Source organism: Desulfonauticus sp., assembly GCF_055126295.1.
Genome location: NZ_JBSRHE010000003.1, coordinates 168,773 through 181,787, shown reverse-complemented (window position 1 = coordinate 181,787; position 13,015 = coordinate 168,773). Strand labels below are relative to the sequence as shown.

General features: G+C 42.5%; 13 protein-coding genes. 11 read left to right on the top strand and 2 right to left on the bottom strand.

Annotation, left to right across the window (positions count from 1 at the left end; genetic code table 11):
• Both ACTCIM_RS03075 and ACTCIM_RS03070 read right to left on the bottom strand, forming a co-directional pair.
• Positions 1-1,947 (bottom strand): methyl-accepting chemotaxis protein, encoded by a 1,947-nt coding sequence (locus ACTCIM_RS03075; RefSeq protein ID WP_464278870.1) that lies wholly within the window; start codon positions 1,945-1,947, stop codon positions 1-3.
• A 278-nt stretch (positions 1,948-2,225) separates the two neighbouring features.
• Positions 2,226-4,304, bottom strand: a complete 2,079-nt coding sequence (locus ACTCIM_RS03070; protein ID WP_029968636.1) for a molybdopterin-dependent oxidoreductase — start codon at positions 4,302-4,304, stop codon at positions 2,226-2,228.
• Positions 4,305-4,593: 289 nt separating this feature from the next.
• On the opposite strand from ACTCIM_RS03070, the gene ACTCIM_RS03065 reads away from it, so the two are divergent.
• The 11 genes from ACTCIM_RS03065 to ACTCIM_RS03015 are packed head-to-tail and all read left to right on the top strand — an operon-like array spanning position 4,594 to position 13,014.
• A complete protein-coding gene (locus tag ACTCIM_RS03065; protein WP_029969745.1) occupies positions 4,594-4,974 on the top strand; it encodes an NADH-quinone oxidoreductase subunit A in 381 nt (126 codons plus the stop codon).
• A 23-nt stretch (positions 4,975-4,997) separates the two neighbouring features.
• Positions 4,998-5,486, top strand: a complete 489-nt coding sequence (locus ACTCIM_RS03060; protein WP_464280252.1) for an NADH-quinone oxidoreductase subunit B — start codon at positions 4,998-5,000, stop codon at positions 5,484-5,486.
• On the top strand, positions 5,479-6,000 hold the full coding sequence (locus ACTCIM_RS03055) for an NADH-quinone oxidoreductase subunit C (protein WP_472313816.1): 522 nt from the start codon (positions 5,479-5,481) through the stop codon (positions 5,998-6,000). The genes ACTCIM_RS03060 and ACTCIM_RS03055 overlap by 8 nt, the downstream gene beginning before the upstream one ends.
• 3 nt (positions 6,001-6,003) lie before the next feature.
• Complete coding sequence (locus ACTCIM_RS03050) at positions 6,004-7,167, top strand: NADH-quinone oxidoreductase subunit D (protein ID WP_472313813.1); 1,164 nt, start codon at positions 6,004-6,006, stop codon at positions 7,165-7,167.
• Positions 7,164-8,141, top strand: a complete 978-nt coding sequence (gene nuoH, locus ACTCIM_RS03045; protein ID WP_472313811.1) for an NADH-quinone oxidoreductase subunit NuoH — start codon at positions 7,164-7,166, stop codon at positions 8,139-8,141. The genes ACTCIM_RS03050 and nuoH overlap by 4 nt, the downstream gene beginning before the upstream one ends.
• On the top strand, positions 8,141-8,707 hold the full coding sequence (locus ACTCIM_RS03040) for a 4Fe-4S binding protein (RefSeq protein ID WP_464278866.1): 567 nt from the start codon (positions 8,141-8,143) through the stop codon (positions 8,705-8,707). The genes nuoH and ACTCIM_RS03040 overlap by 1 nt, the downstream gene beginning before the upstream one ends.
• Positions 8,695-9,210, top strand: coding sequence for an NADH-quinone oxidoreductase subunit J family protein (locus tag ACTCIM_RS03035; RefSeq protein ID WP_029969752.1), 516 nt, complete (start codon positions 8,695-8,697; stop codon positions 9,208-9,210). The genes ACTCIM_RS03040 and ACTCIM_RS03035 overlap by 13 nt, the downstream gene beginning before the upstream one ends.
• 1 nt (position 9,211) lies before the next feature.
• Positions 9,212-9,520 (top strand): NADH-quinone oxidoreductase subunit NuoK, encoded by a 309-nt coding sequence (gene nuoK / locus ACTCIM_RS03030; RefSeq protein WP_029969753.1) that lies wholly within the window; start codon positions 9,212-9,214, stop codon positions 9,518-9,520.
• A 2-nt stretch (positions 9,521-9,522) separates the two neighbouring features.
• On the top strand, positions 9,523-11,016 hold the full coding sequence (locus ACTCIM_RS03025; protein WP_472313810.1) for a monovalent cation/H+ antiporter subunit D family protein: 1,494 nt from the start codon (positions 9,523-9,525) through the stop codon (positions 11,014-11,016).
• Positions 11,004-11,258 carry a hypothetical protein gene (locus ACTCIM_RS03020; protein WP_029969755.1) on the top strand — a complete coding sequence of 85 codons (255 nt, stop codon included), beginning with the start codon at positions 11,004-11,006 and terminating at the stop codon, positions 11,256-11,258. Before ACTCIM_RS03025 ends, ACTCIM_RS03020 begins: the two co-directional genes overlap by 13 nt.
• Entirely contained in the window at positions 11,248-13,014 is a 1,767-nt protein-coding gene (locus ACTCIM_RS03015; protein WP_472313808.1) for a Na(+)/H(+) antiporter subunit D, read from the top strand. The genes ACTCIM_RS03020 and ACTCIM_RS03015 overlap by 11 nt, the downstream gene beginning before the upstream one ends.
• The last annotated feature ends 1 nt before the right edge of the window (position 13,015 follow it).

Sequence of the window (13,015 nt, the reverse complement as noted above, 5' to 3'; positions counted from 1 at the left end):
TTATTTACTGGAATTTTCTTCTTTTTCTAAGTTTTCAATAACTTTTTTCAAATCCAGAATGCTTTGTTCCAATTCTTTAAGGGCAGCAATGGATAACTGCATTAGTTGATTAGTCTCTTCTCCTACTGCATTTACATCTAGAGTTTTTCTGCTGATTTCCTCTGTAGTGGCAGATTGCTCCTCCGTGGCAGTAGCAATGGCCCTGATGCTGTCAGCAGTTTTTTCTGTTAGTTCAACTATGGTCTCTAAGGATTTGCCTGTACGCTCTACTATTTCCTGGCTTTGGGCAATAATGTGGGCTACAGAGTTTACCTTTTGAATATTTTCTTGAGTGCTGTTTTGGATGGTTTCAATGGCCTCGCCCACCTCTTTGGTTGCAGACATGGTCTTTTCAGCCAGTTTTCTTACTTCATCTGCAACTACGGCAAAACCTCTACCTGCATCACCTGCCCTGGCAGCTTCTATGGCTGCGTTTAAGGCCAGTAAATTGGTTTGATCTGCAATGTCTTCTATTACATTGATTACTTTGCCAATTTCCTGAGCTTGCGAGCCCAGGTGATTGATATCTTTTTGCATATTTTTGGCTTCTTGTTGTACTTCCTCCATAAAGGAAGTGGCTTTTTTAGCCAGGCTAAAGCTTTCAGAAGCCTGGTTTTGACTTTCTTCTGCCAGATTTGCAGCCTGAGAAGAGTTTTTAGCTATTTCCAGAACTGTTGCATTCATTTCTTCCATGGCAGTAGCTATTTCCTGGAGCATGTTTTTTTGCTGTTTTGTGTTCTGTAAGGTCTTTTCACTATTGGCTTTTAAAGCCTGGGCATTTTTTTCAATAACTCTATTTACTTCTTTTACCTTTTGGGCTGCCTCCATTCTACCTTCTTGAGCAGCCTTTTGGGCTTGCAAATTGGCTTTCTTAGCTTCTTCCAGGGCTTGTTGAGCTTTTAAGGTGGCTTGCTCTGCTTCTTTGGTCTTTTCCAGGGTTTCCTGGATTTTATTTTTTAGATTTTGAACCATTAAAGCAAAACTAGCAGCAAGCTCTCCTATTTCATCTTCACTTTGAAAGTCTATTTTTGTATCTAAATCTCCTGTACTTATTTTTTTAGAAGTTAAAGTTAACTTACTTAAAGGTTTAAGGACAGATTTATTTACTACAAAAATTCCTAAGAGCAAAAAGAGAATGAGAATTAAAAATACACCACCTAAAAGAATGTACTCTAAATGTTTGACTTGTGTAATCTGGTCTTTAGCATCAACAATGTAAGTCATAACGCCGATGGTTTTGCCACTAAAATCTTTTATGGGAAAAGTTGCTATGCTGTAGTTTTCTTTTAAGGTTAGAAATAGTTTTTCTGTACCTTGTTCCAGCCAGGAAGGAATAATCATCTGGTTTAATTCGCTGTTGGGTGCATAGACTTGAACAAAATTTCCTTTAAGAGGATATTTTTTTGGGTCCTGTAGTTTTGTGGCTATGGGCAGGTGCTCCTGGAGCATATAGACTGCTAAGTACTCTTTTTGATTTTTTATAGCTGCTTTTAGTACTGAGTTGAAATTAACCAGGGTTTCTACAGAGCCTAAGTAATGGTTTTCATCCAGGATAGGGACAACCCCGCGCAGGGAAAAGCCACCTCTTCCAATCTCTATGCCTAAAACCTTTTCCTGGGTTTTAGATGTAGTCATTACTGTTTGGCGAAAAGAGGAAATATCATCGGAAATATCTACCCACCTATCTCCTTTCCTGGCATTTTTTTGGCGCCACAAGCGAACCAGGCTTCTACCATTGGGAAGATGAAAGTGAAGTTGTAATTTTTCTCCCAGGATACTTTCATATCCAGCTAGAATGTCTTTTAGGGAATTTCTTAAAAGTTCCCGGGCTTCCTGGGCTTTGGGGTCAGACTCATTATCTATATTCCCACTTAAAGCCAGTTCATAGGCTTTTTTTACTTCTGGCAATTTAACAAAAAGGGAGGATATTTTAATTGCTTCCTGGGAGGCCAGGGTGAAGTAGCTTTCTACTTCTTTAGCTTTGTTGCTGGCAATTTGTCTTAAAAAGCTGGAGGTAAGGCTTGTTAGCTGAAAGTGGAAGAAAAAATAAATAAAAATAGCTAAGAGGATACTACCAAGAGTAAGGGGGAAAAAATTTTTCCTTTTAATTTTAATTGGAAGTACATTTGGTTCCTCCCAGGATAGTAAAAAAAGAGAGGGGAAGCTTCCCCTCTCTTTTAAGTTTTTTAGAGTTTCTTTATCTGGACAAAGTGTTCTTGCAGAGCAATGGCTCCTCCTGCAGGATCCCAGATGTCTAATCCACCTGTCATCAATTTGTGGTCAGCTACGCCTCTGTTTCTGGCTTTGGTTTCAGGAGGAGTGGCAGAGTCAAACCCATGGACCATAAAGATGGCTTCAGGATGAATAAAAGGAGTTACAAAGGCCCTGGTTTTTCCTTTATAGCCATTGGCTCCAGACACTTCTATTAAATCACCATCCTGAATACCCATTTTGTCAGCCACTTCTTTATTTATCCAGACCACATTTTCTGGCATTTGCTCCACTAAAAGGGCATTGTTGATGGTATGTCCCTGGGTATGAACTGGGCTTCGGCCTATGGTAAGCCTAAACCAGCCTTCTTCTGGGCTGGGCTTGGATTCATAGGGCTTTAGGGAAGGAATGCCTGCTTCTTCCCATTTGGGATTGATGATTTCAATTTTTCCCGAAGGGGTTTTAAAGGTAAGGTTATCTCGGTCTATATAAAGGGGTTTATCTGTGAGCATGACCATGCCATTTTGATTAAAGTCCTCTATCTTAACTCCTGTACCTTCCAACTGGAAGTTCCAGATTTCTTCAATGGAATTAAAGCTCAGTTGTTCAATACCTAAGGCCTTGGCTAGTCCAGCAATAATTTCCCACTCGGCCTTGGTGTTGTAGCGAGGCTCTACAACCCTCTGGCGTCGAATAAAGTGGGGTTTAACTCCCTTTTTGGTGGCCAGGATGCTTTCCCTTTCCAGGTAAGGGGAAAGGGGAAGGACCACATCTGCAAACCAGGCTGTTTCTGACCAGGAAAAGGTAATGGAGACAATGAGTTCTAGTTTGTCTAAAATTTGCTTCAGGCGTTCTGGGTCAGGAAAAGCCATTAAGGGGTCGTGACGGAAACAAAGATAGGCTTTTAAGGGATAGGGGTCTTCCTCTTCAATGGCCTTAAAGGCAAGGTGTAAAAGTCCTGGACCTGCATCAAAGTGTTTGTACTTCCAGCCCACTCCATCAGCTCGCTTTTCTTCTGGTTTGGGGAAAAGGGCTGCCAGGGAGTTTAGTCCCTTACGGCCACAGTCTTTGGGAGTCATGGCCCAGGCCAGACCACCTTTTGCGCCAATGGAGCCTAAAAGGGCATTGATGATATAAATGGTTCTGGAAACATAAAAGGAATCCTTATAACGGGCATTGTTCCAGCCAGGATGCCAGATGACTGAAGGACTGGCTGCTGCTAGTTCTTGGACAAACTCCTTAATGGCCTGGGCAGAAATGCCTGTTTCCTGCTCTGCCCATTCAGGAGAGTACGGCTCTACAAAGGACCGTAATTCTTGAAGTCCATTAAAATATTTATTTACAAATTTTTTATCATAGTATTCTTTAGCCAGGATTTCGTGAATGACTGCCAGGTTAAAGGCATAGTCTGTACCTGGCCTGATTAAAAAGAAATTGTCTGCCTTGCCTGCAGTAATGGTTGCCCTCACATCTATAACTGTAAGCTTGCAGCCTTTTTCCAGGGCATCCATAAGGCCCACACATTCACTTACATTTATGGCTTCAAAGATGTTTCTGGTTTGCAAAATAACATGCTTGGCGTTTTTAAAGTCATAGACCACGCCTTTTCGGCCAAAACCAAAGAGAGATAAGGCTGCATGCTGAACATTTCTGGCACAGGTGGCATCGTGATTACAATAATTAGGAGTACCCAGGGCTTTAACAAAGGCTTTATTTAAGTCAGCAAAGGGTCCGCCTCGATCTGACCAGAGGATACTCCTGGCTCCATATTGGGCTGTGATGTCTTTTAGCTTTTCTGCCACATAACTAAAAGCCTCGTCCCAGGAGGCCTTGCGCCATTTCCCTTCGCCTCGCTTACCTTCCCTAATCAGAGGATATTGGGGCCTTTCAGCATCTTCAATCAAGGCCTTGCCTGCTGCTCCTCTGGCGCATAAACCTCCTCGCACCCCACTTTGGCGATTACCCTGGATAAACTTAATCTCTCCGTCCTCCACATCTACTTCTATGGGACAACGAGAGGTACACATCCCGCAAATAGAATATTTTTTTTCCATAAACCTGACCTCCTGGTTTTTTCACTTTTTAACTCTTTTTATTTAACTTATTTAAAGGGTTGTGACAAGCCAAAATCCATTTGTGAGAGAAATAACTTTTTATCTATTTGTTTTGTAAATATTTTTATTGGTAATCGATAGATTTTGTCTTTGAAAAAGCTGTTTCTATTGTGAAAGAAAGCACTTACCGAAAATAATCTTGACAAGTTTTTGCGCTTTGTGTTTAGGCTGAAAAAACTAGAAAATGTTTTAATGGGCTTTTTAGGTAGTTAAAAAAGGAGTTAAAATAATGATTTTTTCCTGGCTACATGTGGCAATTATTCTGTTTTTAGGGGCTGGTGTTCTTTTTGCTGGAGTACCTCTTTTGGCTTCCTTGCTTTTGGCGCCCAAGTGTAAAGATGAAGAATTGTTATTACCTTATGAGTGCGGACTCAGGCCCTATGGCACATCCTGGGTTCGTTTTGGAATTAACTATTATTTTTATGCCCTTCTCTTTTTAGCCTTTGATGTAGATGTGCTCTACCTTTATCCTGTGGCTGTGTATTACCCTTTTAGTGAGGGATTTTTGCCTTTTATCGAAATTTTTCTCTTTGTCTTTATTTTGGGGTTAGCTGTTATTTATTTCTTTAAGAAAGGAGTATTTTCGTGGCCAAGACGCATCAAGGTTTAGAGTGGAAAAAGAAGCTGGGGGAAATGGAGCCTCCGCTTATAAACTTATCTCTTACCCAAAAATATCTGGACATTTGCCGCTCCATGTCGCTCTGGCCCATGACCTTTGGGCTGGCTTGTTGTGCCATTGAAATGATGGCTGTGGGCATGGCCAGATTTGATATAGCCAGGTTTGGGGCTGAAGTGTTCAGGCCTTCTCCCAGGCAGTCAGATGTGATGATTGTGGCTGGTACAGTGAGTAAAAAAATGGCTCCCATGGTGGTGAGGCTTTATGAACAGATGCCTGCCCCCAAGTGGGTCATTGCCATGGGGAATTGTGCCATTTCAGGCGGTCCTTTTTATTTTGAGGGGCAATATGGAATTGTAGAAGGAGTAAATAAGCTTATTCCTGTAGACATATATGTACCGGGTTGTCCTCCCAGGCCAGAGGGTTTGCTGGAAGGGCTTTTTAAGTTGCAGGAAAAGATAACTGGAAAGAGATGGTGGCCCAAGGTGGAGGAGATAAATGAGTAAGCAAGCAGATAGTTCCATATGCGCCTATGCCTATTGTTCGCACGAACAAACAGGTTATGAAAAACATTTTTTTATTACTCCAGCCAGTTTGTTGCAACATGTGCAGAAATTAGATGAACTGGGTTATTTTTTGGAAGATATTACCTGTATGCAGGTTAAAGAAGGTTTTTTGCTCACCTATCACTTTAATAGATGGGAAAAGCCTGGTCGTCTGGCCTTACGGGTTTTAGTTGTAGAAGAAGATAAGACCATTGACTCCATTTCGTCCATTTATCCTGGAGCCTTGTGGCATGAAAGGGAGTGTTATGATTTTTTTGGGATTGTATTTAAAAATCATCCCAGTTTAATCCCCTTGCTTTTACCTCCAGAAATGGAAGAAAGGCCTCTTTTAAAGTCTTCTGAGAAGTTAAGGGATTTGTATGAGCTTTTGCCTGGGTGTGAACAGGTATTACACGCTCCCAGAGATGAGGAGTTTGGACAATTTATTAAAGAATGCAGCCAAAAGGGAAAATAGCTTATGTTTGATTTAGAATTAGGTCTGGATTTAAGTGGGGATTTTTATACCCGTCATTTTCAGCCCACTCCTTCTGAAGACACCCTGATTTTAAATATGGGGCCTCAACATCCCTCTACCCATGGAGTTTTGAGGGTGATTCTGGAAATAGATGGTGAATACATCCTGCGAGCAGAGCCAGTGCTGGGTTATATTCACCGCATGCAAGAAAAGATGGGCGAGGTTAAGCGTTATGAGCAATACCTTCCCAATATGGGAAGAGTGGATTACCTGCATGCGCTTGCCTGGAACTGGGCTTATGTGGGTGCAGTGGAAAGGCTTATGGGCCTGGAAGTGCCCAAGAGGGCTGAATATATCAGGGTTATTACCTGTGAGCTCAACCGAATCAATTCCCACTTGCTGTGGTGGGGAGCCTATCTTTTGGATTTGGGTGCTTTTACTCCCATTATGTATGCCTTTCAGGATAGAGAGATTGTCATGGATATTTTACAAAGGGTAAGTGGTTCCAGGCTTACCTATTGTTATTATCGCTTTGGAGGAGTCAGTCAGGATATAGACGATATTTTTATAGAAAAAACAAAGGAGTTTTGTGCCTACCTTAAACCCAGGTTAAAGATGTATAAGGACCTGGTTACAGACAACATTATTTTACGCAAGCGGGTGGAAGATATTGGTATTATAGAAGAAGAGACCCTGCGTAAATATGGCGCTACAGGCCCGGTTTTAAGAGGCTCGGGCATTAAGTATGATGTGCGCCGCAAAGAGCCCTATTCTGTTTATTCTGAACTGGACTTTGAAATACCCACTGCTTCTTTCAAGGATGCCCTGGGGCGCTATCTGGTGCGAATGCAAGAAATAGAAGAAAGTTTGAAAATCATTGAGCAGGCCCTGGAAAAGATACCTCCAGGTCCACATATCTCTCCCCAGGCTCCCAGAAGGCCCAAGCCTCCCAGGGGAGAAGTTTACTTTGCTGTGGAAGGAGCCAGAGGAGAGATAGGAGTAAATCTGGTAAGTGATGGCTCTGCCTATCCTTATCGGGTGAAGTTGCGCTCTCCCAGTTTCTCTAACCTCAGTATGTTTCCAGAAATAGCTAAAGGTACTTTGTTGGCAGATGCTGTTTCTATTTTGGGTAGTTTGGATTTAGTAATACCGGAGATAGATAGATGATAGATTTAAGCACAATTCCTGGCCCCCTGGTGCAAATAGTTATAGGTTTAATAGGTGTATTGGCCTTTGTGGGTTTAAATGGCCTGGTATGCGTATACCTGGAAAGAAAGGTTGCTGGACACATTCAAAGAAGACCTGGTCCCTTTGAAGTTGGTCCCCATGGAATTTTGCAGCCTTTAGCTGATGCTGTAAAGCTGGTAGCCAAGCAGATGATTACTCCCAAGGGTGCAGACCCTATTTTATACTGGGCTGCCCCGCTTATTTCCTTTGCTCCGGCCATTGCCTGTTTTTTGCCCTTGCCCTTTGGGCCTAAACTCCAGAATGTTTCCATTAATGTGGGTCTTATTTTAATTCTGGCTTTTAGTAGTTTAAATGTGCTGGCTTTGTGTTTGGCTGGCTGGAGTTCGCAAAATAAGTGGTCTTTGCTGGGCGCAGCCAGAGACATTGCCCAGTCTGTGGCCTATGAAATCCCTCTGCTTTTATCCTTATTGCCTATTATATTACTTACAGGCTCTCTTAATTTAGCAGAAATTACGCAAACTCAGGGTCCCTGGCCCTGGCAATGGCTGGTGGTCAAGCAACCCCTGGCTTTTATTATCTTTTTTGTCTGTGTGTTTGCTGAAACCAACCGGGCTCCCTTTGACCTGCCAGAGGCAGAAAGTGAACTTACTGCTGGCTTTCACACGGAATATTCAGGTATGGGTTTTGGTTTGTTCTTTTTAGCTGAATATTCTTATATGGTCGTAGGATGTGCCCTGGCTTCTATTCTTTTTTTGGGTGGTTATCAGGGGCCAGTAGCTTCTGGCTGGTGGTGGTTTTTGCTCAAAGTTTATGCTTTGTTATTGGTTATGATGTGGGTTCGCTGGACCTATCCCAGGGTGCGTTTTGATCAGCTTTTAAATTTGGCCTGGAAGTGGTTTATCCCCCTTAGTTTGCTAAACATATTAATTACAGCTTTGGTGGTGAAATTATAATGATAGGAAGCAAATTAAAAGAGACTTTTGATGGGGTAGTAAGTCTTTTAATAGGGCTCAAAATAACCTTTAAAAATTTTCTAAAGCCCAATCTAACTGTTCACTATCCACGCAAGACAGTTAAACCAGAAGAATTAACAGGATATAGAGGGCATATAGAACTGGTGCCCAAACCAGAAAATCCCTTTGTGCCCAGGTGTATAGGTTGTGGGTTGTGTAGGGATATTTGTCCTTCTGGCTGTATTGAGGTGCGCAGTAAAAGAATAGCAGAAGAAAAAGAAATTCACACTCCTCACTTTGGTTTGCAGGATACCCCTTTGGATTTGACCCGTAAGGTAGCTCCACCTCAAAAGACAAAGATAGAAATTGTTTCCTTTGAGTTAAATTACAATTATTGCAGCTTGTGTGGACTTTGCGTGCAAAATTGTCCAGCAGGCTCGCTTAGATTTTCCAAAGACATTTATCTGGCCAGTTTTAGTTCCAGAGACTTTGAGTTTGATTTATTAAAAAGATTGGAAAAACAGGCTCAAGCCCGATTAAAAGAGGAAGAAGAATGGACAAAATAGGTTTAGGAGTGTTCTTGGCCCATGTTTTAATTATTGTGGCAGGAGGCCTTGTAACGGTTTTTGCCAGGAGTCTGGTCAGGGCCTTAACCGGACTTATTGCTACTTTATTTGGCGTGGCTGGCCTTTATTTTTTAATGGCAGCCCCTTTTATAGGGGTTATGCAGGTGCTTATTTATGTGGGCGCAGTAAGTATCCTCATCTTTTTTGCCATTGCTTTTACCAAAAGCTCTCATCTGGGCGAAGAAGCCAGGCCTAGAAAACAAAGCCAGTGGTTTTTTCTGCTCAGTGTCCCTGGCCTGGTAATTTTTAGCCTGGGCTATCTGTTAATAAAATTTATCCCCCAAGGTTTTCTCCAACCTCAGGAGACCCAGGTAAAGGATTTGGGCGGTTTTTTCCTGGGACCTTATATGTTACCTTTTGAACTGATTTCTTTGGTCCTCCTGGTAGCAATGATGGGTGCGGTGATTTTGGGTTTTGAGAAAAAAATCAAGAGAGAGGATTAGGATGAACTATCTGCTTTACTATCACCTTGTGGCCCTTTTCCTCATGGTTGTGGGGCTGGCTGGCATTATCTGGCGAAGGACTTTAATTGGGCTTTTAATCTGCGTGGAATTACTCTTAAATGGGGCTGGGCTGGCTATTATGGCCTCAGCCAAGCTAACCCCAGCTTCGGACTTTTTAGGCCAGGCAGGTACCCTTCTGGTTATGGGCTTGGCTGCTGCTGAAGCCACTATCTTGTTAGCCTTGATTTTGGTGGTGTTTAAGCGTTTTGGTAAAGTAGAAGTAGATAAAATCAACATCTTGAGAGGATAGGCATGAATAGTATAGAGTCTGCTGCTTTACTCTGGCCTTTGGGAATCACCTTTCTTGCCCCTTTTGTGCTCTGGTTGGCCAGAAAAAATATTAACCTGAGAGAAGGAGTTTCCTTTGCTGCTGCCGGGTTTACCTTCTTAAGTCTTTTGCCTCTGGGGGTGGGAGTTTTAAAGGGTAATATTTACACTTACACCCTTTTTGAACTCTTGCCTGGAATTAAGGTGAGTTTTTATGCTGATGGCCTGAGCATGATTTTTGCCCTTATCTCTTCTTTTCTCTGGTTTTTTGCTACCAGCTACAACATTGGCTACATGCGATCTTTAGGCGAGCATGCCCAGACTAGATACTATTTTTGCTTTGCCTTAGCTATTTTTGGCGCTCAGGGCGTGGCTCTAAGTGGTAATGTTTTTACCCTATATCTTTTTTACGAAATTATAACCATTTTTACCTATCCTCTGGTTGCCCATCATCAGGATGAAGAGGCTTATAGTGGGGCCAGAAAGTATATCGTCTATTTAATGGGAACTTCCAAGCTGTTTTTACTGCCAGCCATGATTTTAACCTATGTGCTGGCAGGCACTCTGGACTTTCGTTTGGGCGATATTGGGCCGGGGATTTTCCCTGCAGATGTGGATTCCTTCTGGATAACAGTGACCTATTTTCTCTATATTTTTGGCCTGGCCAAGGCAGCTATTATGCCCCTACACAATTGGTTGCCTTCAGCCATGGTTGCTCCCACTCCAGTTTCGGCCCTTTTACACGCAGTGGCTGTAGTTAAGGCTGGAGTATTCTCCATAAGCAGAATTATCCTTTCTGTTTTTGGTTTGGAAACCATGCAACACTTTAACCTGGGTATTCCTACGGCCTATCTGGCTGCCTTTACCATTGTGGTGGCTTCTTTGATTGCTTTGACCAAAGACGACCTTAAAGCCAGGCTTGCCTATTCCACGGTGAGCCAGCTTTCTTATATTGTTTTGGGAGTAGCCATGCTTACTCCCATGGCTGTTACTGGTGGTATTGCTCATATTGCCCACCATGCCTTTAGTAAAATTACTCTCTTTTTTGGGGCTGGAGCCATTTATGTAGCTACCCATTTGAAAAAAATCAGCCTCATGAATGGTCTGGCCAGAAAAATGCCCATTACTTATACGGCCTTTGGTCTTGCTTCTTTGAGTATGATTGGAGTGCCACCGGTGTGTGGCTTTGTGAGTAAGTGGTATCTGGTAAATGGGGCTGTGGAAATCAACAGGGTGATTTTACTGGTAGCACTTTTGGCCAGTACCATTTTAAATGCAGCCTATTTTGGTCCCATTGTCTATCAGGGTTTTTTTGGCAAACCCCATCCAGAGGTAAATTTGGAGGAGTTTAAAGAAGCTCCTTTGACCATGGTAATTCCCTTGAGTTTAACAGCCATCATTTCAGTGCTTTTAGGTCTGTACCCTGAACCCTTTTTGAATTTTATCAAATCCCTGGGAGGTGTTAGGTGGCCCTTTTAAGTAAATGGCTAAGCAAAGCCAGAGAAAACTATCTGCAGTGGAAAAAAGCCTTTTTTCTCTTTTTAGCCCTGTTGGTCTTGGTAAATATTTTCTTAAGGCCCCATCATCCCCATTTTTCCTGGGAGAAATTACCTGGTTTCTGGGCTTGCTTTGGGTTGGTGGGAACTTTTCTTTTGGTAAAGTTGGCCAAGGGTTGTGCCCATACTTTTTTAGGAAAGGACGAGGACTTCTATGAGCGTTAATTTTATTCATCCAGCCTTTATTTTTATTGGTTTTGCAGGTGTGTTGCTTTTTTGGAAACATAAAAGTTTTAAGTATTTGCTAATTCTTCCCGGGCTTTTGGCCATTTTAAGCGTAATACTGCTTAAACCCGGGGTTTATGGGAAACTGAACTACCTAGGTTTTGAGCTTACCCTGGGTAGAGTGGATACTCTGGCCATAGTTTTTGCCCATGTTTTTGCCATTCAATCCCTTATTGGGTTTATCTATGCCTGGCATGTCCAGGAACGCTCCCAGCACATTGCTGCTGCTCTGTATGTGGCTGGAGCCTTTGGAGCTACCTTTGCTGGAGATTATTTTACCCTGTTTATTTTTTGGGAGCTTATGGCTGTGGCCTCTACCTTTCTCATCTGGCTAAACAGAAAAAATTCCAAAGCACCAGGGGCAGGTTTTCGTTACTTTATTTTTCATACCCTGGGAGGTCTTTTCCTGTTGGGAGGACTTTTGTTGCGCTATAAGATGGTGGGAAACTTTGATTTTGTGCCCATTTCTCCCAGTGAAGCCACTATTTATGATTATCTCATTTTGCTTGGTTTTGCCGTAAACGCAGCAGTGGTTCCTTTACATGCCTGGCTGCCTGATGCCTATCCAGAAGCCACTATTACTGGTGCTGTTTTTATGAGTGCCTTTACTACTAAAACCGCAGTTTATGTCCTGGCCAGGGGCTTTGCCGGGTTTGAAGTCCTGGCCATAGCTGGCACCATTATGGCTATTTATGGTGTTTTTTATGCAACCATTGAAAATAATGCCCGTAGAATTCTGGCCTACCACATTGTCTCCCAGGTGGGGTACATGGTGGCAGGTATTGGCATTGGCACGGCCATGACTCTAAATGGCGCAGCTGCGCACGCCTATGCCCATATTCTCTATAAGGGACTGCTTTTTATGGGGGCTGGGTCTTTGCTCTATGCTACAGGCACAGCCAAACTTACTGAATTAGGAGGTCTGGTCAGCAAACTTCCCTGGGTCTTTGTCTTTTATATGGTAGGAGCTGTTTCCATTTCAGGCTTTCCCCTGTTTTCAGGTTTTGTAAGTAAAACCATGGTAATTGCTGGAGCAGCTGAGGCCCATAGAACCTATTTGGCCCTGGGCTTAGAACTGGCTGCAGTGGGTACTTTCCTTTCCGTGGGTATAAAGCTTCCCTACTTTGCCTTTTATGGGCCTAAAAAATACACAGGCAAGATAACTCCTTTGCCCAAGAATATGTATGTGGCCATGTTTTTAGCCAGTTTTTTGTGCTTTTTTATTGGTGTATATCCCCCTTTTCTCTATCATCTCTTGCCCTATGAAGTGGAATATGTCCCGTATACTCCCTGGCATTTAGAGCAAACTTTGCTCCTTCTGTCTTTTACTGGCCTAGGTTTTTATCTCTTGCGGAAAAAACTTGCTCCAGAAGCCAAACTTAACCTGGATTTTGATTATTTTTATCGTTTAATTGGCAGAGGTTTTTTGGCACTCTGTCGTACTCCCATTGAAAAGATAGATAATTGGTGGTCAGAGGTTTACCGCCGTTTGGGGTTAAGAGGCCTTATGGGCTTTGCCAAAGGCACAGCCCTTTTTGACTGGGAAGAAATAGACAGAGTGATTGATGGGTTTGCCTTTTCCTTTGTGCGTTTAGGAAATAATATTTCCAGAATACAAAAGGGTGATTTAAGGATTTATCTGGCTTTTAGTATAAGTGTAATGCTTATTATCTGGGCTTTAATTTATATCTTTTAGT